The following is a 22,437-nucleotide window of genomic DNA, read 5'->3' as shown; positions in this document are numbered from 1 at the left end:
CAGACGAGAAGCCCCGGCCCCGCGGCCGGGGCTTTTTCGTAGGGCGGCATCCCGTTGACGACGCATGATGTCTGACTTAAGTCAGAGATATGTCGATCGACGCCATCCGCCGCATCCGTCGCTTCAACCGGGCCGTGACCGCCGAGGTCGGGGCGCTCGACAGTTCGTTCCTCGGCCGCGGCCGCCCGCTCGGCTCGGCCCGTGTGCTCAACGCCATCGGCCATGGGCGCGGCGAGGTGGGCAGCCTGCGCGACTATCTCGGGCTCGATTCCGGCTTGCTGAGCCGGCTCCTGCGCGGCCTGGAGGAGGAGGGCCTCGTCGTCACGCTGCCGCATCCGGACGACGCCCGCCGCCGGGTCGCCGCCCTGACCGAGGCGGGACGGCAGGAATTCGCCGCCTACGAGGCCCTGTCGAACGATCGGGCGGAGGCGCTGCTGGCCCGTTTCCCCCAGGGGGACGAGCTCCTGCGCGCCATGGACCTCGTCGCCACGGCGCTCGGCCGGGCTGGAATCGCGATCGAGGAGACCGATCCGCGCTCCGAGGCGGCTTTGCACTGCCTGACTGAGTATTACGCCGAGCTGGGGCGGCGGCTCGCCACCGGCTTCGACGTGTCCCTCTCCCGCGACCCGGACGCGGCCGACATGATGCGCCCGCGCGGCGCCTTCCTGGTCGCCCAGTCGGACGGGCTGCCGGTCGGCTGCGTCGGCCTCAAGGGCAAGGGCGGGGACATCGCCGAGATCAAGCGGCTCTGGGTCTGCCCCTCCGCCCGCGGCCTCGGCCTCGCCCGCCGCCTGATGGAGGCCGCGGAGGCGGCGGCGCGGCAGCTCGGCATCACGATCCTGCGCCTCGATTCGAACAGCGCCCTGACCGAGGCGCTTCAGCTCTACCGCCGCACCGGCTGGGTCGAGATCGACCGCTTCAACGACGATCCGTATCCGGATTATTTTTTCGAGAAGCGGTTGTGAGGCGCGTCCGCTCGCTCGACGGACGCGACGGCGATGCCTCCCATCCCGCCGTCGAGCCGAGGCGCCGTCTGGCCGCGTCGTGGCCGGTAGGATAGGGGTTGGGCGCCCCTCCCGCCCCAAACCTGCCGCATGCCGCTCAGCCCCCTCGTCGCCGTTCCCCTCGCCGCTCTCCTGTCGTCCGGGCTGATCGTCGCCTTGCGGCCGCTGCTCCAGCGCTACGCGCTGGCGCGGCCGAATGCCCGCTCCAGCCACAGGGTCCCGACGCCGCAGGGCGGCGGCATCGCGGTGGTGGCGGCCGCGCTCGCAGCCGTCTTCGTGCTGGCCGGGATGCCCGGGGGCGAGATCGCGGCGCTCGCGGCGGGCGCGGTCGTCCTGGGCATCGTCGGCGCCGTCGACGACATCCGGCCCCTCCCGGTGAGGCTGCGCCTGCCGCTCCAGGCGGCCTGCGTGGTGCTGGTCCTCGCCGCCGCCGGCGGGCAACTGCTACCGGAACTGCCGCTCTGGCTCGAACGCGTCCTCGCGGTCCTGGCCGGGCTGTGGTTCGTCAACCTCACGAACTTCATGGACGGGCTCGACTGGATTACGGTGGCCGAGATGGTGCCGGTGCTCGGCGCCCTCCTGGCCTTCGGCCTCGCCGGCCGCCTGCCGGCCGACGCGACCCTGGTGGCGGCGGCGCTCCTCGGCGGGCTCCTCGGCTTCGCGCCGTTCAACCGGCCGGTGGCCCGGCTCTTCCTCGGGGATGTCGGCTCGCTGCCGATCGGGCTGATCGTCGCCTGGCTGCTCTACCGGCTTGCCGGGCAGGGGGATCCGGGAGAGGGGGGACTCGCTGCCGCGATCCTGCTGCCGCTCTACTCCCTCGCCGACGCCACCCTGACCCTCGGCCGCCGGGCGCTCGCCGGCGAGCCGGTCTGGCAGGCGCATCGCAGCCATTTCTACCAGCGCGCCACGAGCAACGGGCGCTCGGTGCCCTTCGTGGTCGGGGCGGTCTTCGTCCTGAACCTCGCCCTGGCGCTCCTTGCCGCCGCGACCCTCGCGGTGCCGGGCTGGACGATGGCGCTCGTCGCCCTCGCGCTCGGCGCCGGGCTGGTCGCCGGCCTGCTCCGGCTCTTCGCCTTGCCCGCCATCCGGAACGCCGCCGCATGACCGCTCCCCTCGTCGCCCTCACCGGCTCGACCGGTTTCATCGGCCGCCACCTCCTGACGGCCCTGGCCGCCCGGGGCTACCGGGTGCGGGTGCTGCTGCGCCGGCCGGTGGACTTGCCGCCGGGCATCAGCGGCGCGGTGGTGGGCGACCTCGCCCGGCCGCAGAACATGGCCGCGGCCCTGACCGGCGCCGACGCGGTGGTGCACTCGGCCGGTCTCGCCCATGCGATGTCGGGGGCGCCGGAGGACGATTACCGGACCTTCAACACCGAGGCGACGCGCGGCCTCGCCCAGGCCGCCGCCCGCGCCCGGGTGCGCCGCTTCGTGTTCCTGTCCTCGATCCGGGCTCAAGTTGGCCCCTCCGCCGCCGGCATCCTCACCGAGGCCGACGCCCCGGCCCCGACCGACCCTTATGGCCGTTCGAAGCTCGCCGCCGAGGAGGCGCTGGCGGGCATCGACATCGACTACGTGTCGCTGCGGCCGGTGCTGGTCTACGGGCCCGGCCAGAAGGGCAACATGGCGGCGCTGATGCGGCTCGCCGCGGCCCCGTACCCCCTCCCCCTCGGGGGCCTGGCAGGGCGGCGCTCGCTGGTCTCGGTCGAATCCCTGAGCGATGCCGTCGATGCGGTGCTGCGGGCGCCCGGGTCCCTGCGCCGACCGCTGATCGTCGGCGAGGCCGAGCCCCTGCGGGTGCCGGAGATGATCGCGGCCCTGCGCGCCGGCCTCGGCCGCCGGCCCGGCCTCGTGCCGGTGCCGCAGGCACTCCTCGATGCGGCCCTGGCGCTGACCGGGCGGAGCGCGCTGCGCGAGCGTCTGGCCGGCTCCCTCGTCGCCCGCGCGGCGGGGCTGGAGGCTCTGGGCTGGACCGCGCCGGTCGAGACCCGGAGCGGCCTTGCGGCCCTGGCCCGGGCCGGCGGCTGACCGCACGCGACGCGGTTCTCGCCTAATCCCGGACCGTTCCCACGATCAGCGTGATGAGGCCCCAGATCCCGCGCGCGATCCAGACGACCACGTCGATCAGATCCGGAAGGTCCCACCAGGAGAAACCGCCGCGGTCCTTCCGGTCGTCCTCCCGCGGCTCCCCGGCCTCCTGCTCCTCCGCCACGGATCGATTCCCCGGTCAGGCTCTCGTCGCGAAGCGGCCCGGCACCCCGTCGGGCGTCGGGCCGGGAGCAGCGGGCGCGGGCCGCGCCGGGAATCAATCCTCGGCGTCGTCCTCGTCGGGCTGGCGGATGCCGTAGCGGTTCTCGAGGTTGACGGTGGCGCGCGGCGCCCGCTCGGCCGGATCCCGGGGAGCCATCTCGCGCGGCCCGTCCGGTCCCCCGAGGGAGCGGGGCTGGCGGACCAGGCGGTCGCCCTGGTCGCGGCCGATGCGCGGGATCAGCTGCACGATGTCGACGAAGTCGTCGGCCTGGCGGCGCAGCTCGTCGGCGACCATCGGCGGCTGGGTCTGCACCGTCGAGACCACGGTCACCCGCACGCCGCGGCGCTGCATCGCCGCCACCAGCGGGCGGAAGTCGCCGTCGCCGGAAAAGAGTACCATGTGATCGATATAGGGGCTGAGTTCCATGGCATCGATCGTCAATTCGATGTCCATGTTGCCCTTGATCTTGCGCCGGCCGGTCGAGTCGGTGAACTCCTTCACCGGCTTGGTGACGACGCGGTAGCCGTTATAGTCGAGCCAGTCGATCAGCGGGCGGATCGAGGAATATTCCTGATCTTCGACAAGGGCCGTGTAGTAGAAAGCGCGGACGAGATTCTCCCGGGCGCGGAAATCGGCCAGGAGCTTGCGGTAGTCGATGTCGAAGCCGAGAGCCTTGGTGGTGGCGTAGATGTTGGCGCCGTCGATGAACAGGGCGCTGCGGGGAGGATTGGGCATCATTTATCCTTGGCCGTGCGGTACGGCCGCACGAGAAGAATCACTTGCGAGAAAAGCCGCCATCAGAAATGCACTGCCCCCTGAGTATGTGGGCGGGGGCAATCAGCGCGGGTGCCGCACACCGCATAGCGGCCGCAATATCGTCAGCTAAGGACGCGCCGCCGCGCCTGTCAAGCGACCTTGCGACGGCGCGGCGGGGATGAGGCGAGAGGCGCGGGCGCGGGAGCCGGCCCGCAGGGCGGGTCAGGCGCCCGGCAGGGCGCGGCTGCCGGGCTTCACCGCCGGGATCGCGGCAAGTTCCGGCGGCAGCTGGTCGGCCGGGTAGTTCGGGATGTCGAGGGTGACGAGGGCGACCAGCGGCAGGCCAAGATCGGCCTTGCCGCCCGAGCGGTCGATCAGGCAGGCCGCGCCCACCACCTCGCCGGGCTCCGCGGTCAGGGCCGCCAGGCATTCGCGGGAGGACAGGCCGGTGGTGACGATGTCCTCGACCATCACCGCGCGGGCGCCCTTCGGGATCTGGAAGCCGCGCCGCAGGGCGAAGGGCTTGCCCGGATCGCGCTCGACGAAGATCGCCTTGGCGCCGAGCGCCCGGGCGGTCTCGTAGCCCGGCACGATGCCGCCGATCGCCGGCGAGACGACGTAGTCGACCCGGCCGTAGCGATCCGTGATCCGCTCGGCCAGCGCGCCGCAGACGCGGGCGGTGCGCACCGGATCGGTGAAGATTGCCATCTTCTGCAGGAACACCGCGCTGTGAAGCCCGGAGGAGAGCACGAAATGGCCCTCGAGCAGGGCGCCGGCGGAGCGGAATTCGGCGAGGACGTCGTCGGAGGTCATGGCACCCTTCAGGGGTCGTTGGAGCGGCACTGAATCGGGGCTTGTGGCAGCGCGCGCCGACCGGCGCAATCGGCCGGTCGGCGCGGCTCGCTCGTTCCTCGCCGTCTCAGCGCCGGATCCGCAGCGGCCGGGGGGCGCCTTCGATCGCCCCATCCGACAGGACGAGCACGCGCTGGCCGTCTTCGTTCTGATCGAGGAACAGCAGCGCCTCGGGCTTCGCCACCTCGCCGTCCTCGATGAGGGGCGGCACCTCGCCGAGCAGCTCCGCTTCCTCGTCCTTGACCCGATAGATCGAGGAGGATCCTTCGCCCTCCGCCGTCGGTCCCGCGAGAACGAGCAGCCCCGACGGCGACGCGGCGAGGTCCCGCACGCCCCGTCCCGGTCCGAGCGGCACCAGGTGCAGCCTGGCCTTCGGTATGCGGTTTTCCAAAACGTCCTTGACCGGCATCGAGACGATCGCGGCCCGGTCGCCGCCGAGGGACGGGCCGCGCAGGCCGACGAAGAGCCGGTCGCCCAGAGCGGCGATTCCCTCGATCGTGAGGCCGTTCTGATCCAGGCGTCGGTTCAGGAAGGGGGCGAGACGCGGTTCTGCGGCCAGGATCGCCGGCAGGCCCGTGAAGGCCCTGACCTGAGCCTCCCCCTTCAGCTTGCCCTTCGGGCTGATCTGGTCGGGATCGATGCGAACTTGGATGATCCGGCTGCTGGCACGGATGCTCGCCTCGATCTTGGCGGCATCCTTCGTCGGATCGAGCTTGTTCTTCTTGTCGCGCGGATGTCCGTGCGAGCCGACGATCAGGAACGCACCATCCGCATAGGCGACGCCTTCGCCGTCGAACTCGATCGGCTTGCCGTCGAACGTGTCGTCGATCAGCCGGATCGTGTCCCCGGCGAGCAGCTGCCCCTCCTCCACGATCACGATCTGGGCCGCCTGCAACTCGTCGTCGATGACGAGGCATTTGCGCGGGAAGCCTTTGCTCTCGATGCAGGCGATGCCGCTCGCATCCGTCGACTTGCCGCCGTTCTTGTCCTTGTCCTTGCCGATCAGCGTCTTGTCGACATTCCAGACCGGATCGTGCGGGCTTTCGGCCATTGCCCGATCCGTTGCCGACGCAACGAGGGCACAGACCATCGGAAGAGACAACAAAAACAGAAAAACACGTCTTGCGGTTGTCATGGCCTGCCTCCCATGGAGCGCATTTCGCACGAGATCGACGCGCCGGCCGAGCTTGGATTGTCTATCTTGATCCATGACAATAATGTATAATAAGATAAAAACATTCAACCGGACAGCGAAGAATAAATCCGATACTTTATTGCGACTGAAACGATGCGCCGGACGGGAGAGTCCGTCAAGTCACATTCGCAGAACCGAATCTATCGGGAGCGCACTTGCATGAATGTTCGGCTGCCGTTCGCCGCCGCCCACGATCCCGCGAAGCCGTGCCGTGACTTCCCAGGCGGCAGGTCCGGCCCTGCCGCGCGTGCAGGGCCGGAGCGCCGAGGCGCCGGTGACTAGAGCAGCGCCCGATCACGTTGCCATCGGACGTTGCTCTGGGTCTTTCAGTTTGCCGCATTTTCTGCGACGAACCGGTGTCCACTTCGTCGGAAAATGCTCTCCGCAGAGCCACACGGGGCAACTCTGCTGAGCTTCTTGCTCTGGCATCATTTTCGTCGCCGAACCGGCGACCGCTTCGGTACCGGCCGTCCGCGGCCGGCGGAATGATGCTCAGCCGTTCACCCGGTCGACCCGGCTCACCACGCGCTTGGCCCGCAGCTCCGACACGATGGCGTTGAGGTGCTTCAGGTCCCAGACCGCGAGGTCGATGGTGACGTCGGTGAAGTCCTGGGTCCGGCGCTTCATCGAGATGTTGTCGATGTTGCCGTCATGGTCGGCGATCACCTGGGCGATCTGGGCGAAGCTGCCGGGCTCGTTGATCGATTGCAGGGCGAGGCGGGCCGGGAAGCGCTGGTTCGAGGCGCCGTCCACGTCCCAGCGCACGTCGAGCCAGCGGTCGGGTTCGTTGTCGAAGGCGGCGAGCGCCGGCGACTGGATCGGGTAGATGGTCACGCCCTCGCCGGGGGTGAGGATGCCGACGATCCGGTCGCCCGGCACCGCGCCGCCGTCGGGGGCGAAGCGCACCAGGAGGTCGCGGTCGAGGCCGCGGATCGGGATCGCACCCTCCTCCGGCGCGCCGTCCTTGCCGGGGCCCTCCTTGCCCGGAACCTTGCCCGGCCAGGTCAGGCGCACCGTCTGGTCCTTGTCGAGGGACAGGCGCCCGGCGCCGTTGACGTGCGGCCGGGGCTGGCCCGGGCCGGCCTGGCTCGCGGCGGCGCCGCGGCGCTCGTCCTTGTAGTCGGGATAGACCGCCTTCACGACGTCGCCCGAGAACATCTCGCCCCGGCCCACCGCCGCGAACACGTCCTCGGTCGACTGGCGGGCGAGGCGGGGGAGGGCGCCGCGCAGCTTCTCGTCGGAGAAGTTCTTGCCGGCCCGCTCGAAGGCGCGGTCGAGGATCTGGCGCCCGAGGCCCGCATATTGCCGGCGCACCGCCGAGCGGGTGGCCCGCCGGATCGCCGCCCGCGCCTTGCCGGTGACGACGAGGGATTCCCAGGCCGCCGGCGGGATCTGGCCGTCGGCCCGCGCGATCTCGACCTCGTCGCCGTTCTGCAATTCGGTGAGGAGCGGCGCGATGCGGCCGTTGATCTTGGCGCCGACCGCGGTGTTGCCGACATCGGTATGGACCGCGTAGGCGAAATCGATCGGCGTCGCGCCCCGGGGCAGGGCGATCAGCCGGCCCTTCGGGGTGAAGCAGAAGACCTGGTCCTGGAACAGCTCGAGCTTGGTGTGCTCCAGGAACTCCTCCGGGCTGTCGCCCTCGGCCAGGAGCTCGATGGTGCGGCGCAGCCACTGGTAGGCGCCGCTCTCGGTCGCGAGATGCGGCGCGCCGTCCTTGTAGAGCGCGTGGGCGGCGATGCCGTACTCGCCGATCTCGTCCATCTCGGTGGTGCGGATCTGCAGTTCGACGCGCTGGCTCTTCGGCCCGATCACCGTGGTGTGGATCGACCGGTAGTCGTTCTGCTTCGGGGTCGAGATGTAGTCCTTGTAGCGCCCCGGCACCATCGGCCAGGTGGTGTGGACGACGCCGAGCGCGCGGTAGCAGGTGTCGACGGTGTCGACGATGACCCGGAAGCCGAAGATGTCGGAGAGCTGCTCGAACGCGACCGACTTGCGCTCCATCTTGCTCCAGATCGAGTAGGGCCGCTTCTGCCGCCCCTTGACGGTGGCGGTGATGCCGGCATGCGCCAGCTTGGCGACGAGGTCGCGCTCGATGCTCTCGACCAGCCGCTCGGACTTGGCCGAGAGGTCGGAGAGCCGCTTGGCGATCGTGGCGTAGACATCGGGCTTGAGGTTGACGAAGGAGAGGTCTTCCAGCTCCTCGCGCAACTCCTGCATGCCCATGCGGCTGGCCAGCGGCGCGTAGATGTCGAGGGTCTCCTGGGCGATGCGGGCCCGCTTCTCGGCCGGCATGTGCTGCAGGGTGCGCATGTTGTGCAGCCGGTCGGCGAGCTTGACCAGGAGCACCCGCACGTCCGCCGCGATGGCGAGCAGCAGCTTGCGGAAGTTCTCGCCTTGCGCGGCGCGCTTCGAGACGAGATCCAGGCGCTTGATCTTGGTCAAGCCGTCGACGAGCTTGCCGATCTCGGGCGTGAAGACGCGGTTGATCTCGTCCAGGGTGGCAGCGGTATCCTCGACCGTGTCGTGCAGCACCGCCGCCACGATGGTGGCGTCGTCGAGCCGCAGGTCGGTGAGGATGGCCGCCACCTCGAGCGGGTGGGCGAAGAAGGGATCCCCCGAGGCGCGCTTCTGCGTGCCGTGCGCCCGCATCGCGTAGACGTAGGCCCGGTTCAGCAGCGCCTCGTCGGCGCCGGGGTTGTAGGCCTTGACCCGCTCGACGAGCTCGTACTGGCGCATCATCCGCCGTTGGTCTCCTTAGGCGCGCAACGAGGCGCCGGCGCTCAAGGCCGGCGCGGAGGCGTCGCGGCGTGCCGGGACGAACCGGGTGCGCTGAACGCCGACGACGCTTGTGGAGGTCCGGGCGTCAATATCGAGCCGAACGGGCCACCGCGCCAGCCCCTAAACGCCGCGGCAGCGCCGCTTCCGCATCGCATGGCAAAAAACGTCACGAAAAAACCCGGCCTCCCGGCCGGGTTCTGCCGGCCGGGAGGCCGGGATCGGTTCGCATCGGGCGTCGAGCCTGGAGGAGGCTCAGTCGCCCTCCTCCTCCGTCTCGGTCGGGGGCGCGAGGTTCTCGAGGCCGCGCAGCAGGTCCTCCTCGCTCATCCGGTCGAACTGGATGTCGCCGTCGTCGCTGGACGACTGGGGTGCCACCGCGGCGGCGGCCGGCGAGCTCGACAGCAGCGGCACCGTCTCGGCCTCCGGCTCGTCGACCTCGACGTACTTCTGCAGCGAGTGGATCAGCTGCTCCTTGAGATCGTCCGGCGTGATGGTCTCGTCGGCGATCTCGCGCAGGGCCACGACCGGGTTCTTGTCGCGGTCGCGGTCGATGGTGAGCGGGGCGCCGGAGGAGAGCAGGCGGGCACGGTGGCCGGCCAGCAGCACCAGCTCGAAGCGGTTCTCGACCTTGTCGATGCAGTCCTCAACGGTGACGCGAGCCATGCGCGACCCCTTCCTTGGTCAAACGAAAATCTCGGAGTAGCGGTCTCCCTACACGAGATGCCGTTTTGCAACAAGCGTCGGCGGTGGCGATGCTATCGGGGGGGCCCTTACGGCTGTTCGACGGCAGGAGGAAGCGCGGGGCTGCCGGGGGAGGGGAGGCCCGCGCCGTATTTCGCGGGCACCCCTTGTCAGCGGACACCGTGTCGGATCATCCGCGATTCCGCTGAGAAGGCTGCCGCGTTTTTTACGTCCCTGCCACGCTTGACTATGGCCGGCCGCTCTGCGACTGGCGCCGCCCAATTGCTGCGTCCCGCAGCCGCATCGCAGCTCTCAAGGGCAGGAAGCACCCCGCACGTGTCGCGCGCCTTCATCTTTCCCGGCCAGGGCAGCCAGGCCGTCGGCATGGGCTCCGCCCTTGCCCAGGATCACGCCGCCGCCCGCGCGGTCTTCGCCGAGGTCGACGAGGCCTTGGGGCAGAAGCTCTCCCGCCTGATGTTCGAGGGTCCGGCCGAGGAGCTGACCCTCACCGCCAATGCCCAGCCGGCCCTGATGGCCTCGAGCATCGCGGTCCTGCGGGTGCTGGAGACGGAAAACGGCCTGGATCTCGCCCGCGACGTCGCCTATGTCGCCGGCCACTCGCTCGGCGAGTACAGCGCGCTCGCCGCCGCCGGCAGCCTGTCGCTCTCGGACGCGGCGCGCCTGCTGCGCCTGCGCGGCGAGGCGATGCAGAAGGCGGTGCCGGTGGGCTCGGGCGCCATGGCGGCGCTGCTCGGCCTCGACGTCGAGGCGGCGTCCGAGGTCGCGGCGGAGGCCCGGCAGGGCGACGCCGGAAAATCCGATGTCTGCGACGTCGCCAACGACAACGGCGCCGGCCAGGTGGTGGTCTCGGGCCACCGCGCGGCGGTCGAGCGGGCGGTCGCCCTGGCTCAAGGGCGTGGCGCCAAGCGCGCGGTGATGCTGAACGTCTCCGCGCCGTTCCATTGCAGCCTGATGGCACCCGCCGCCGAGGCGATGCGCGCGGCGCTCGACGCCGTCGATCTTCGCCCCGCCGCCGTCCCGGTGATGGCGAACGTGCTGGCCGCCCCCTTGCGCGAGCCGGCGGCGATCCGCGACGCGCTGGTCGCGCAGGTCACCGGCACCGTGCGCTGGCGCGAATGCGTGGCCGCGATGGCCGCCGCCGGCGTCGACGCCTTCTACGAGATCGGCACCGGCAAGGTGCTGTCGGGCCTCGTCAAGCGCATCGCGGCGGGGACCTCCGCCACGCCGGTCGGGACCTCGGCCGAGATCGCGGCCTTCACGCTCTGAGGAAGTGACCAGCATGTTCGATCTCAGCGGCCGCAAGGCCCTCGTCACCGGCGCCACCGGCGGCCTCGGCGGCGCCATCGCCCGGGCCCTCCACGGCCAAGGCGCCCACGTGGCGGTCTCGGGCACGAGGCGCGAGGCCCTGGAGGCGCTGGCCGGCGAGCTCGGCGAGCGCGTCCACGTCCTGGAGGCCAACCTCTCCGACACCGCGGCCGTCGAGGCCCTGGTGCCGGCGGCGGAGGCCGCGCTCGGCGGGCTCGACGTGCTGGTCAACAATGCCGGCATCACCCGCGACAACCTCTTCCTGCGCATGAAGGACGAGGAGTGGGACAGCGTGATCGCCGTGAACCTGACGGCCGCCTTCCGGCTGTCGCGGGCGGCGGTGAAGGGCATGATGAAGCGCCGCTACGGCCGCATCATCAATGTCGGCTCGGTGGTGGGCTCGACCGGCAATGCCGGCCAGGGCAACTACGCGGCGGCCAAGGCCGGCCTCGTCGGCCTCACCAAGGCGCTCGCCGCCGAGGTGGCGAGCCGCAAGATCACCGTGAACTGCATCGCGCCGGGCTTCATCACCTCGCCGATGACCGACGTGCTGAACGACAAGCAGCGCGAGGGCATCCTCGCCACGGTGCCGATGGGGCGCCTCGGCGAGGGCGCCGAGATCGCCGCGGCGGCGGTCTATCTGGCCTCCGACGAGGCGGCCTACGTCACCGGGCACACCTTGCACGTCAACGGCGGCATGGCGATGTTCTAGGCCCCGGGGACGCCATTCCCCAGCCGAAAGGCACGGTTTCTTAACCGGGGCTGAAGCGGGCCTCGCCAGGGCGGAATCCCTGTGTTAAGCACCCGCCGGCCGTGCAAGGGGATTGACGGACCGGCCGTCCGCGGCTTTTCCACGACATGCGCGACCGGGGCGACCGGCCGCATCACGAACTCTCCCCGGGGCTCCGCCCGCACGCGGCGGCTCCGAACAGTTCCACGAGCAGTAACTTAAGGACCTACACGATGAGCGATATCGCGGACCGGGTGAAGAAGATCGTCGTCGATCACCTGGGCGTCGAGCCCGAGAAGGTGACCCCGAACGCGAACTTCATCGACGATCTGGGCGCCGACAGCCTCGACACGGTCGAGCTGGTGATGGCGTTCGAGGAGGAGTTCAACGTCGAGATCCCGGACGACGCCGCCGAGACGATCCAGACGGTCGGCGACGCGATCAAGTTCCTCGAGAAGAACGCCGGCTGATCGCCGCCGTCTTCCGTTAACAGGTAGAACGCTTCCGTCATGGGATCGGGTCGGGATAACGCGATGCGTCGAGTCGTCGTCACGGGCCTCGGAATGGTGTCGCCGCTGGGCAGCAGCGTCGACGTCTCGTGGAGCCGCCTCATCGAGGGGCAAAGCGGTGCCGCCCGCGTCGAGGCCTTCGACGTGTCGGATCTGGCGTGCAAGATCGCCTGCTCGATCCCCCTCGGCGACGGCAGCGACGGCACCTTCAATCCCGATCGGTGGATGGAAGCCAAGGAGCAGCGCAAGGTCGACCCCTTCATCGTCTACGCGATGGCGGCGGCCGGCCAGGCGCTCGACGACGCCGACTGGCACCCGACCTCGCACGAGGACCAGTGCGCCACCGGCGTCCTCATCGGCTCCGGCATCGGCGGCATCGGCGGCATCTACGATGCCTCGGTGACGCTGTTCGAGAAGGGGCCGCGGCGGATCTCGCCGTTCTTCATCCCGGGCCGGATCATCAACCTGGCCTCGGGCCAGGTCTCGATCGCCCACGGCCTGAAAGGTCCGAACCACGCCGTGGTGACGGCCTGCTCCACCGGCGCCCACGCGATCGGCGACGCCGCGCGCCTGGTCGCGCTGGGCGACGCCGACGTGATGCTGGCCGGCGGCGCCGAATCGCCGATCAACCGGCTCTCGCTCGCGGGCTTTGCCGCCTGCCGGGCGCTCTCCACCGGATTCAACGACGAGCCGCAGCGCGCCTCCCGCCCCTATGACCGCGACCGCGACGGGTTCGTGATGGGCGAGGGCGCCGGCGTGGTGGTGCTCGAAGAGTACGAGCACGCCAAGGCCCGCGGCGCCAGGATCTACGCCGAGGTGATCGGCTACGGCCTCTCGGGCGACGCCTACCACATCACCTCGCCCTCGCCGGACGGCGACGGCGCCTATCGCTGCATGAGCGCGGCGGTGAAGCGCGCCGGCATCACCCCCTCCGAGATCGACTACATCAACGCTCACGGCACCTCGACCCCGCTCGGCGACGAATTGGAGCTGAAGGCCGTCGAACGCCTGCTCGGCAACGCCACCGACGTGGCGATGTCCTCGACCAAGTCCGCCACCGGCCACCTGCTCGGGGCCGCCGGCGCGATCGAGGCGATTTTTTCCGTGCTCGCCATCCGCGACGGGGTGGTGCCGCCGACCCTCAACCTCGACAACCCGTCGGTCGAGACCGCGATCGACCTCGTGCCGCACAAGGCGCAGAAGCGGAAGGTCAATGTCGCGCTGTCGAACTCCTTCGGCTTCGGCGGCACCAACGCGTCGCTGATTTTGCGAGCAGTGTGACCTCGCCGGGGTGCATCGCGCTGCCGGGGCTGGCGGACAATGTCCGAGAGCACCAGGGCGCCGATAGTCCCGCGAGTGCTCTGATTGGCGGACGGCCGGCTGTCTCTGGCTGTCCCTTTCCCGTTGGTCGCGTTCGCGGCTGGTCAAGGCCGTTTTGGCGCGATTTGGACGGGCACTCCGTCGTGTCGCTCAGCCGGCCCGTGCACACGCGCTCCCCCTCGCGGGAGCTTGGCTCTGGGCAACACGTATCGGCTCCAGCCCTCCTGGCCCCGGCAGATTGATCCCCGGCGCCCGAAAGCGCGCTCCTTTCACGCGGCCTGCCCTCCCATTTGCCGGAGCCTGCGGTCTCGTCTGCACCCGGGAAGATGCGCTGACGACATCCGGGCGAGATTGTTTTCGATGCCGCCGCTTTGAACGACGTGTAAGCCCTCGCGCAATGAGAAGAATTTTTTCCTGTTCGTGGAAGCGCGTCCTCGATCGAAGTCGTGAATGCGGGGTGACGGAACAAACCGCCCTCACGCGAGCCCTTTGCCCGGCACGGAGCGGGGGTCGTAGGCGCTTCAGGGATGCTCGGCTCGGGCAGTGTTCTCCCCGTAACTCACAGGATGCGAGTCGCCCACACTTGCATTCGGTATGACGTGGCGCGGCACGTCAAACCGATGATGCCATCAGGCAGGTCGTCCCTGAGTCGTCCGAGCGAAGCGCTCACGCTTTGTCACTGCGTGGAGCGCGGTGATGCACTGACCGTCGCATCATTAAGGATTTTCCAAAAAATTCTTCGTTAATTTACCTAGAGGAATCAAAAGGTTTAATTTTTATTTCATCAAATTCGAGCACTGTTTCAATTATAGAAACAAATTAAATGTAATTTTGGTATCTATGTAATGACCAGCTTGCTGACCAACAATGCCGCGATGATTGCCCTGACGACGATCAAGTCGATCAACAATCGGCTTGATGTGACCAGCAACCGCGTCTCGACCGGCCAGCGGGTCTCGGCCGCCTCGGACAACGCCGCCTACTGGTCGATCGCCACCACGGTGCGCACCGACAACACCTCGCTCTCGGCGATCAAGGACTCGCTCGGCCTCGGCTCCTCGGCGGTCGACACCGCCTATAACGGCCTCAACGCGATCATTGCCGACCTCCGGAACATTCGCGCCAAGCTGCAGAGCGCGCTGACCCCGGGCGTCGACCGCGCCAAGGTCCAGGCCGAGATCTCGGCCATCCAGTCGAAGATGAAGGCGACCGCCGATTCCTCGAATGCGGGCGGCCTGAACTGGCTCTCGGTCGACTTGACCTCGACCGGCAGACCCGACGGGGCGACCCAGAAGGTCGTGGCCGGTTTCTCGCGCGATGCAAATGGCAACATCACCTTCTCGACGGTCAATATCGACGTCGACGCGATCAAGCTCTACGCCGCGACCGCCGGCGCCGCGGTGGCCGAGCCGGCCACCGCGGCGCTCGTCGTCGGCTCGACTGCGCTTGCCGGCACCAGCGCCTTTTCGGGCGGCACCGCCGACTTTGCCACGGCGACGGCAGGTATGACCAAGCAGGTCAGTCTCGTGATCGACCTGGGCGGGGGTGCCAGCGCGACGATCCAGCTCGACAAGGACACTTTGAAGTCGAGCGTCAAGGACTTGGCCGCCGTCACCATTGGCGAACTGCTGGCGGCGATCAACAACCAGATCGCGGCTTCCGGACCCGCCAAGCTCGGCGGCAAGGTCATTGCCGGCCTCGACTCCGCCGGTCGCCTGACTCTCACCACCGTCGCGACCGGTGCGGCCGTCTCGCTCAAGGTCGGCATGGCCGACCCGACCGACGCGGCCAAGTTCACGGCCGCTGATATCGGCTTCGGCGCGTCAAGCGGGGCTGTACTCACGGCAAGTGGGACTGTGCTCACGGCAAGCCGGGATTACGCGCCCGTCAATGTCTTTATTCCAGAACGGATCACGCTAGTCGAATATAGTAACGGTGTTTATTTAAGAAATCATATTATCTCTCTCGATATTAAACAGTACACGCGGGCTGGAACAGCAGTCAGTTCCTATCCGCGTCGCCTGAGCGCTGACGATGCAATAACGATGATCAACAGGCAGCTTGGAAGTCAAGGTGGTGGAATCACGGCTGGTTTGGTGAATGGCAGGATCGTCTTCAACGGCGCGGCGGCTGGCCCCAACATAAGTTTAGGTATCGATCATAACATGTCTTCCGGTGCGAACTCATTTGGGTTCGATTTGGAACAGACGGCCGCCGGTACCGATGTCGCTACCGCCACCGGGACGGCGGCGACCACCACCGCCGCCAAGGGCATCCTCGACACGAATACCGGCACCTATGCGTCGTCCGGCGGCGGCAGCTATTCGGTGGCGAACTTCGATATCTCGACCCTCGTCGGCTCGAGCGGCGACGCGGATGTGTCGGCCATCCTCACCATGGTCGACAAGGCGATCACCAAGGTGACGGATGCGGGCACGAAGCTGGGCGCGAGCAAGACGCAGATCGACGGTCAGAAGAGCTTCGTCGACACGCTGATGAAGGTGAACAACCGGACGATCGGCACACTGGTGGACGCAGATATCGAGGAGGAGTCGATGAAGCTGAAGGCGTTGCAGACGCAGCAGCAGCTGGCGGTGCAGTCGCTCTCGATCGCCAACGCGGCGAGCCAGACCGTCCTCTCACTCTTCCGCTAAGGCATCTGCACCTCATACACCGCTGCGATCGCGGCCGGGGCACGCCGCTCCGGGATGTCGTTCAGGCAAAGGGACGCGAAGGGCTGTTCAGAACAGCCGCTTCAGCTCGTTCTTCAGGATCTTTCCGTTCGGGTTACGCGGCAGGATCTCGTCGTGGAGCAGGATGCGCACCGGCACCTTGAAGGCGGCGAGCCGGGCCGCCACGAAGGCGCGCAAGCCCTCCTCGTCGGCTTCCGCCCCGCGGGCGATCGCCACCACGGCGCCGGGCTCCTCGCCGAGCGTCGGATGCGGGATGCCGACCACGGCCGCATCGACCACCGCCGGATGCTCGTAGAGGACGCTCTCGACCTCGCCGCAATAGATGTTCTCGCCGCCGCGGATCAGCATGTCCTTGGCCCTGTCGACGATGGTGACGAAGCCCTCCTCGTCGATCCGCGCCAGGTCGCCGGTGCGCAGCCAGCCCTCGCGAAAAACCTCGGCATCGGCGTCGGGCCGGTTCCAGTAGCCCGCGACGACGACCGGGCCCTTGACCCACAGCTCGCCGATCTCGCCCGGGGGAAGGGGATTCTCCTCCGGGTCCATCACCCTGGCCTCGCAGACCGGCAGAGGCGGGCCGCAGCTCTCGGGGCGGTGGACGTAATCCTCGCCCTGATGGTGGGTGAAGGTGCCGCTGGTCTCGGTCATGCCCCAGCCGGTCGCTGGTTGCGCCTTGGGGAAGGCGGCGCGCAGGCGGCGCACCAGCTCGGCCGGGGCCGGGGCGCCGCCGTAGCTGATGGTTTCGAGCGAGGAGAGGTCGTGCGTGCCGGCCGCCATCCCGTCGAGGAGCTGGAACGCGATCGTCGGCACGCCGCCGGCGCTGGTGCAGCGCTCGCGCGCGATCAGCGCCATCGCGCGGGCGAGGTCCCAGCGCCGCATCATCACCAGCCGCCCGCCGCGAGAGAGGTTGGGCACCAGGGTGGCGAAGCAGCCGGTGACGTGGAACAGCGGGATCGACAGGAGCGCCACCTTCTGCGGCGCATTCGCGTCCGGCACCGGCACCGGCTCGCCCCGGCGCAGGAAGGCGCGGGCGGCGGAGAAAGGGTGGGCCAGCACCCCGCTGGCGCCGGCGCGCTGGGTGCCGATCGCTCCCTTCGAGCGGCCGGTCGTGCCGGAGGTGTAGAACAGGGTCGCGACGTCCTCCGGCCCGATGGCCAGGGCCGGGATCTCGCCCGCCGGCAGCCCGCCCCAGTCCGGGACAGCGCCGACGATGTCGGTCAGGCTCTCGGCGCCGGCGACGGCCGGAGCGCGGGCGATCAGCACGCGCTTCAGCGCCGGGTAACCGGCGCGCCGCTCGCTGATGCGGGCCCAGCGCTCCTCGTCGACGATGGCGACGCAGGCGCCGGAATCGGTGAAGCCGTGGTCGAGCTCGGGGCCGGTCCACCAGGCGTTGAGTGGCGTCGCGATGGCACCCGCCAGGATCGCCGCGAAGAACGCCACCGGCCATTCGGGCAGGTTGCGCATCGCGATCGCCACCCGGTCCCCGGGCTTCACGCCGCCGCGGATCAGGTCGGCGGCAAGCGCCAGGGCGGCGCGGCTGAACGCCTCGAAGCTCGCCCGCTCGTCCTCGTAGACCAGGAAGGTCTTTTCCCCGTGCGCCCGCCCGGCCACGAAGATGTCGCGCAGGGTGAGCGGCGCGTTGGCCCAGATCCGGGTCGGCACGCCGCGGATCGAGATCTCGGTGACCGCGAACGGGGAGCCGGGCGCGGTCAGCCGCGCGGTCGCCTCGGCGAGGGAGATCGCCGGCCAGGCTTTCGGGGGTTCGGGCATCGTCGCGGCGGACGGCTCGGTCATCGGCGGGCTCGTGATGGGTGGCTCTCGGGAGACGGGCAACAGGGCGACGGTCAGGCGCGAGGCCTCACGTGGAAGGCCTCATGTGCAAAGCCTCATGTGCAAAGCCTCATGTGATGGTCTGCCCGCCGTCGATCACGATGCTCTGGCCGGTCATGAAGGCGCCGGCGGGGCTTACCAGGAACACCGCCGCGCCGGCGATCTCGTCGGGCTGGCCGATGCGGGCGAGCGGCGTGCGGGCCGTGTAGGCGGCGCGGGATTTCGGATCTTCCCAGAGGGCACGGGCGAAGTCGGTCTGGATCAGGCCCGGGGCGATGCAGTTGACCCGCACGTTGTGCGGCCCGAGCTCGACCGCGAGGTTGCGGGCGAGCTGGAAATCCGCTGCCTTCGAGACGTTGTAGGCGCCGATCACGCCCGAGCCCTTCAGGCCCCCCACCGACGAGACCAGGATGATCGCGCCGTCCCTGCGCTCGATCATGCCGGGGGCGCAGAACCCGATCAGCCAGTGGCTGGCGATCACGTTGTTGTCGAGGATCTTGCGGAACTGGTCGTCCGAGATGCCGCTCATCGGCCCGTAATACGGGTTCGACGCGGCGTTGCAGACGACGGCGTCGATACGGCCGAAGCGGTCCTCGGTGCCCCTCGCCAGGCGCTCCAGGTCGGATTTCGACGAGATGCTGGCCGGGATCACCACCGCCCGTTCCTCGCCGTGGCGGGCGTTGATCGCCGCGGCGACCGGCGCGCAGGCCTCGGCCTTGCGCGAGGAGATGACGACCTTCGCGCCGTGCTCGGCCAGGCGCTCGGCGATGGCCCGGCCGATGCCGCGCGACGAGCCGGTGACGATGGCGACGCGGCCGGTGAGGTCGAAGAGCGGCGTCAGCATGAGCGTCCTCCCGGAAGGGCCCTTGGCAAAACAGGCCTTGCTTTTGCGCCGACCTTAGCCCCGTATGGCGATTAAGCAAGCCGTGTTTTCGAAAACGCGGCCGTGGGGAGAGGCGAGCGGGGGAATACCCCCTGTCCGAATCCGGGTTTCCGAGGCCCTTGCGGCTCCATACCCGATCCCCGATAATGCGGCAGAACCCCGCCCCGCCCGAAGAGCGGCGGACGGGATCGTGGGAGGACACTCAAGATGCGGGAAGCCGTCATCGTCGCCACCGCGCGCACCCCCATCGGCAAGGCCTACCGGGGCGCGTTCAACGACACGCAGGCCCAAGCGCTCGGCGCCCATGCCATCGCGCACGCGGTCCAGCGCGCCGGCATCGACCCGGCCGAGATCGGCGACGTGGTGATGGGCGCGGCGCTCCAGCAGGGCTCGACCGGCGGCAACGTCGCGCGCCAGGCGGCGCTGCGCGCCGGGCTGCCCGAGACCGTGGCCGGGATGAGCCTCGACCGGCAATGCGCCTCGGGCCTGATGGCGATCGCCACCGCCGCCAAGGAGATCATCACCGACGGGCTCGACGTCGCAATCGGCGGCGGGCTCGAATCGATCTCGCTGGTCCAGAACGACAAGATCAACCGCTTCCGCGGCCAGGATCCGTGGCTCGTCGAGCACGTGCCGGCGATCTACATGACGATGATCGAGACCGCCGAGACCGTGGCGGAGCGCTATCACGTCGGCCGCGAGGCGCAGGATGCCTATGCGCTGCAATCGCAGCAGCGCACCGCCCGGGCTCAAAGCCAGAACCTGTTCGCCGACGAGATCGTGCCGATGACCGCCCGCATGGCCGTCGTCGACAAGGCGACCGGCGCGGTCTCGCACAAGGAGGTCACTCTCTCCCAGGACGAGGGCAACCGGCCGCAGACCAGGCTGGAGGACCTCCAGGGCCTGAAACCCGTGTTCAAGGACGGCCAGCGCGTCAAGGACGGGCAGTTCATCACCGCCGGCAATGCCAGCCAGCTCTCGGACGGGGCCGCGGCGGTCGTGCTGATGGAGGCAAGCGAGGCCGAGCGCCGGGGTTTGAAGCCGCTCGGCGCCTACCGCGGCATGGCGGTCGCCGGCTGCAACCCGGACGAGATGGGCATCGGCCCGGTCTTCGCGGTGCCGAAGCTCCTGAAGCAGCACGGGTTGAAGGTCGAGGACATCGACCTGTGGGAGCTGAACGAGGCCTTCGCCAGCCAGGTGCTCTATTGCCGCGACCGGCTCGGCATCCCGGACGAGCGCCTGAACGTCAATGGCGGCGCGATCTCGATCGGCCATCCCTACGGCATGTCGGGAGCGCGGATGACCGGCCACATCCTGCTGGAAGGCCGCCGCCGCGGCGCCAGGTACGGCGTCGTGACGATGTGCGTCGGCGGCGGCATGGGCGCCGCGGGCCTGTTCGAGATCTACTGATCCTGCCACATTCCGGCTCGTGACGGCGCCCGGCAAGAGGCGCCCGGAGGAAGCCGGCAGAGGGACGAAGCCGATATGGCGCAAGAGTCTAACGCCCAAGGTACGCCGACCAACGACAACGTGGTCTCGACCGCCCGCGAGGGCGCGGTCGCGGTGCTGACGCTGCAATCCGGCCCGGTGAACGCGCTCGGTACGGCTTTGCGCCAGGGCATCCTGGCGGGGGTCGAGGCCGCGGAGGCCGATCCGGCCGTCAAGGCGATCGTGCTGATCGGCGGCGGCCGGATGTTCTCGGCCGGGGCCGACATCACCGAGTTCGGCAAGCCGCAGAGCGGCATCAGCCTGCCCGACCTCCTCAACCGGATCGAGGCGTCGTCGAAGCCCGTGGTCGCGGCGATCCACGGCAACGCGCTCGGCGGCGGGCTCGAGACTGCGCTCGCCTGCCACTACCGGGTGGCCGTGCCCAGCGCGAAGGTCGGCCTGCCTGAGGTCAAGCTCGGCATCCTGCCGGGTGCCGGCGGCACCCAGCGCCTGCCCCGGGTGGTCGGTCCGCGCAAGGCGCTCGAGGTGATCGTCGGCGGCTCGCCGATCGGCGCCAAGGCGGCAGCCGGGATGGGGCTGATCGACGAGCTGGCGCCGGAGGACGGGCTGCGCGCCCAGGCGGTCGCCTTCGCGGAGCGGGTGGTGGCCGAGGGCCGGCCCCTCACCAAGATCCGCGACCGCGACGACAAGATCGCCGAGGGCCGCGACGATCCGGGCCTGTTCGCGGCGTTCCGTGAGGAGAATGCCCGCAAGACCCGCGGCTTCGAGGCACCCGAAGCCTGCATCGCCTGCGTCGAGGCCGCCTGCCGGCTGCCCTTCGACGAGGGGCTGGCCTTCGAGCGCGCGCAGTTCCAGAAACTCGTCTCCGGCACGCAGTCGGCGGCGCAGCGCTACGTGTTCTTCGCCGAGCGCCAGGCGGCCAAGATCCCGGACGTGCCGGACGACACGCCCGCCCGCCCCGTCGCCCGCGTCGGCGTCATCGGCGCCGGCACGATGGGCGGCGGCATCTCGATGAACTTCCTGAACGCCGGCATCCCGGTGACGATCGTCGAGACGAAGCGCGAGGCACTGGACCGCGGCCTCAAGACCATCCGCACCAACTACGAGAACACCGCCAAGAAGGGACGCCTCAAGGAGGAGGACGTCGAGACCCGGATGGGCCTCCTTTCGGATACCCTGGACCTCGAAAAACTCGCCGAGTGCGACCTCATCATCGAGGCCGTGTACGAGGACATGGGCATCAAGAAGGAGATCTTCTCCAAGCTCGACAAGATCGCGAAGCCCGGCGCGATCCTGGCCTCCAACACCTCCTACCTCGACATCGACGCGATCGCCGCGATGACGAACCGGCCGGCCGACGTGATCGGGATGCACTTCTTCTCGCCGGCCAACGTCATGCGCCTCCTGGAGGTGGTGCGCGGCGAGAGGACCGCGAAGGACGTCATCGCCACCGCGATGCAGATCGGCCGCAAGGTCGGCAAGATCCCGGTGCTGGTCGGCGTCTGCCACGGCTTCGTCGGCAACCGGATGCTGGCCCAGCGCCAGCGCGAGGCCAACCGGCTGATCCTGGAGGGCGTCACCCCCTGGGACGTCGACCGGGTGGTCTACGAGTTCGGCCTGCCGATGGGCCCGTTCACGATGAGCGACCTCGCCGGCCTCGACATCGGCTGGAGCCGGGAGACCAACAAGTCGGAGAGCGTGCGCGACCTCCTCTGCGAGCAGGACCGCCGCGGCCAGAAGACCGGTGCCGGCTTCTACGACTACGACGCCAAGCGCAAGGCGACGCCCTCAGCCGTGACCGAGGAGATCATCGCCACGGTCGCCGGGCGCCAGGGCGTCAAGCGCCGGGACGCCACCGACCAGGAGATCCTGGAGCGCACCCTCTACCCGATGGTCAACGAGGGCGCGAAGATCCTCGAAGAGGGCAAGGCGATCCGGGCCTCCGACATCGATATCGTGTGGATCAACGGCTACGGCTGGCCGGTCTATCGCGGCGGCCCGATGTTCTGGGCCGACACGATCGGGCTGCCCAAGGTGCTCGAGCGCCTGCGCGTCTACCAGGCCGAGTACGGCGACGCGTTCAAGCCGTCGGCCTTGCTGGAGCGGCTGGCGGCCGAGGGCAAGGGCTTCAAGGACCTGTAGCGCAGAACACCCCTCCCCCGCAGAGGGGGGAGGGGTTGGGCG

18 protein-coding genes are annotated in these 22,437 nt (G+C 69.3%); 10 read left to right on the top strand and 8 right to left on the bottom strand.

Annotated elements, in window-relative coordinates:
- The first annotated feature begins 89 nt into the window (after window positions 1–89).
- The 3 genes from DA075_RS15105 to DA075_RS15095 all read left to right on the top strand — a co-directional run bounded on the left by DA075_RS15105 (window position 90) and on the right by DA075_RS15095 (window position 3,028).
- Window positions 90–965: a bifunctional helix-turn-helix transcriptional regulator/GNAT family N-acetyltransferase gene (locus DA075_RS15105; RefSeq protein WP_099953927.1), complete on the top strand. Its 876-nt coding sequence runs from the start codon at window positions 90–92 to the stop codon at window positions 963–965.
- Window positions 966–1,094: 129 nt separating this feature from the next.
- Window positions 1,095–2,108 carry an MraY family glycosyltransferase gene (locus tag DA075_RS15100; protein WP_099953926.1) on the top strand — a complete coding sequence of 338 codons (1,014 nt, stop codon included), beginning with the start codon at window positions 1,095–1,097 and terminating at the stop codon, window positions 2,106–2,108.
- Window positions 2,105–3,028, top strand: coding sequence for an NAD-dependent epimerase/dehydratase family protein (locus DA075_RS15095; protein ID WP_099953925.1), 924 nt, complete (start codon window positions 2,105–2,107; stop codon window positions 3,026–3,028). Before DA075_RS15100 ends, DA075_RS15095 begins: the two co-directional genes overlap by 4 nt.
- Window positions 3,029–3,050: 22 nt before the next feature.
- On the opposite strand, the gene DA075_RS36590 is transcribed toward DA075_RS15095, so the two are convergent.
- The 6 genes from DA075_RS36590 to rpoZ form a co-directional block, all read right to left on the bottom strand.
- A complete protein-coding gene (locus DA075_RS36590; protein ID WP_164712339.1) occupies window positions 3,051–3,212 on the bottom strand; it encodes a hypothetical protein in 162 nt (53 codons plus the stop codon).
- A gap of 93 nt (window positions 3,213–3,305) precedes the next feature.
- On the bottom strand, window positions 3,306–3,986 hold the full coding sequence (locus DA075_RS15090; protein ID WP_099953924.1) for a LabA-like NYN domain-containing protein: 681 nt from the start codon (window positions 3,984–3,986) through the stop codon (window positions 3,306–3,308).
- Between the two features lie 243 nt (window positions 3,987–4,229).
- Window positions 4,230–4,820 carry an orotate phosphoribosyltransferase gene (gene pyrE, locus DA075_RS15085; protein WP_099953923.1) on the bottom strand — a complete coding sequence of 197 codons (591 nt, stop codon included), beginning with the start codon at window positions 4,818–4,820 and terminating at the stop codon, window positions 4,230–4,232.
- A gap of 106 nt (window positions 4,821–4,926) precedes the next feature.
- Window positions 4,927–6,024 carry a DUF3616 domain-containing protein gene (locus DA075_RS15080; RefSeq protein ID WP_164712337.1) on the bottom strand — a complete coding sequence of 366 codons (1,098 nt, stop codon included), beginning with the start codon at window positions 6,022–6,024 and terminating at the stop codon, window positions 4,927–4,929.
- 522 nt (window positions 6,025–6,546) lie between these two features.
- On the bottom strand, window positions 6,547–8,796 hold the full coding sequence (locus tag DA075_RS15075) for a RelA/SpoT family protein (RefSeq protein WP_099953921.1): 2,250 nt from the start codon (window positions 8,794–8,796) through the stop codon (window positions 6,547–6,549).
- A 291-nt stretch (window positions 8,797–9,087) separates the two neighbouring features.
- Entirely contained in the window at window positions 9,088–9,498 is a 411-nt protein-coding gene (rpoZ, locus tag DA075_RS15070; protein ID WP_099904978.1) for a DNA-directed RNA polymerase subunit omega, read from the bottom strand.
- 354 nt (window positions 9,499–9,852) lie between these two features.
- On the opposite strand from rpoZ, the gene fabD reads away from it, so the two are divergent.
- The 5 genes from fabD (at window position 9,853) to DA075_RS38135 (ending at window position 16,055) form a co-directional block, all read left to right on the top strand.
- Window positions 9,853–10,803 carry an ACP S-malonyltransferase gene (gene fabD / locus DA075_RS15065; protein ID WP_099953920.1) on the top strand — a complete coding sequence of 317 codons (951 nt, stop codon included), beginning with the start codon at window positions 9,853–9,855 and terminating at the stop codon, window positions 10,801–10,803.
- A gap of 13 nt (window positions 10,804–10,816) precedes the next feature.
- The gene (gene fabG / locus DA075_RS15060) at window positions 10,817–11,554 is read left to right on the top strand and encodes a 3-oxoacyl-[acyl-carrier-protein] reductase (protein ID WP_099953919.1); all 738 of its coding nucleotides are present in this window, start codon (window positions 10,817–10,819) and stop codon (window positions 11,552–11,554) included.
- A 251-nt stretch (window positions 11,555–11,805) separates the two neighbouring features.
- On the top strand, window positions 11,806–12,042 hold the full coding sequence (locus tag DA075_RS15055; RefSeq protein WP_048430877.1) for an acyl carrier protein: 237 nt from the start codon (window positions 11,806–11,808) through the stop codon (window positions 12,040–12,042).
- 63 nt (window positions 12,043–12,105) lie between these two features.
- Window positions 12,106–13,362 (top strand): beta-ketoacyl-ACP synthase II, encoded by a 1,257-nt coding sequence (fabF, locus tag DA075_RS15050; protein WP_099953918.1) that lies wholly within the window; start codon window positions 12,106–12,108, stop codon window positions 13,360–13,362.
- Between the two features lie 884 nt (window positions 13,363–14,246).
- On the top strand, window positions 14,247–16,055 hold the full coding sequence (locus tag DA075_RS38135; RefSeq protein WP_099953917.1) for a flagellin N-terminal helical domain-containing protein: 1,809 nt from the start codon (window positions 14,247–14,249) through the stop codon (window positions 16,053–16,055).
- Window positions 16,056–16,142: 87 nt separating this feature from the next.
- On the opposite strand, the gene DA075_RS15040 is transcribed toward DA075_RS38135, so the two are convergent.
- Together DA075_RS15040 and DA075_RS15035 are read right to left on the bottom strand one after the other, a co-directional pair.
- A complete protein-coding gene (locus DA075_RS15040) occupies window positions 16,143–17,885 on the bottom strand; it encodes a class I adenylate-forming enzyme family protein (RefSeq protein ID WP_164712335.1) in 1,743 nt (580 codons plus the stop codon).
- Window positions 17,886–17,991: 106 nt separating this feature from the next.
- A complete protein-coding gene (locus DA075_RS15035) occupies window positions 17,992–18,765 on the bottom strand; it encodes an SDR family oxidoreductase (RefSeq protein ID WP_099953916.1) in 774 nt (257 codons plus the stop codon).
- Between the two features lie 246 nt (window positions 18,766–19,011).
- Between DA075_RS15035 and DA075_RS15030 the strand changes: the two genes are divergently transcribed.
- Window positions 19,012–20,214: an acetyl-CoA C-acyltransferase gene (locus DA075_RS15030; protein ID WP_099953915.1), complete on the top strand. Its 1,203-nt coding sequence runs from the start codon at window positions 19,012–19,014 to the stop codon at window positions 20,212–20,214.
- A gap of 75 nt (window positions 20,215–20,289) precedes the next feature.
- Entirely contained in the window at window positions 20,290–22,395 is a 2,106-nt protein-coding gene (locus DA075_RS15025) for a 3-hydroxyacyl-CoA dehydrogenase NAD-binding domain-containing protein (protein ID WP_099953914.1), read from the top strand.
- Window positions 22,396–22,437: the final 42 nt, after the last annotated feature.

It is taken from the genome of Methylobacterium currus (assembly GCF_003058325.1).
GTDB lineage: Bacteria > Pseudomonadota > Alphaproteobacteria > Rhizobiales > Beijerinckiaceae > Methylobacterium > Methylobacterium currus.
Note: the sequence above shows the minus strand (reverse complement) of the source record. Positions and strands in the feature narration are given on the sequence as shown.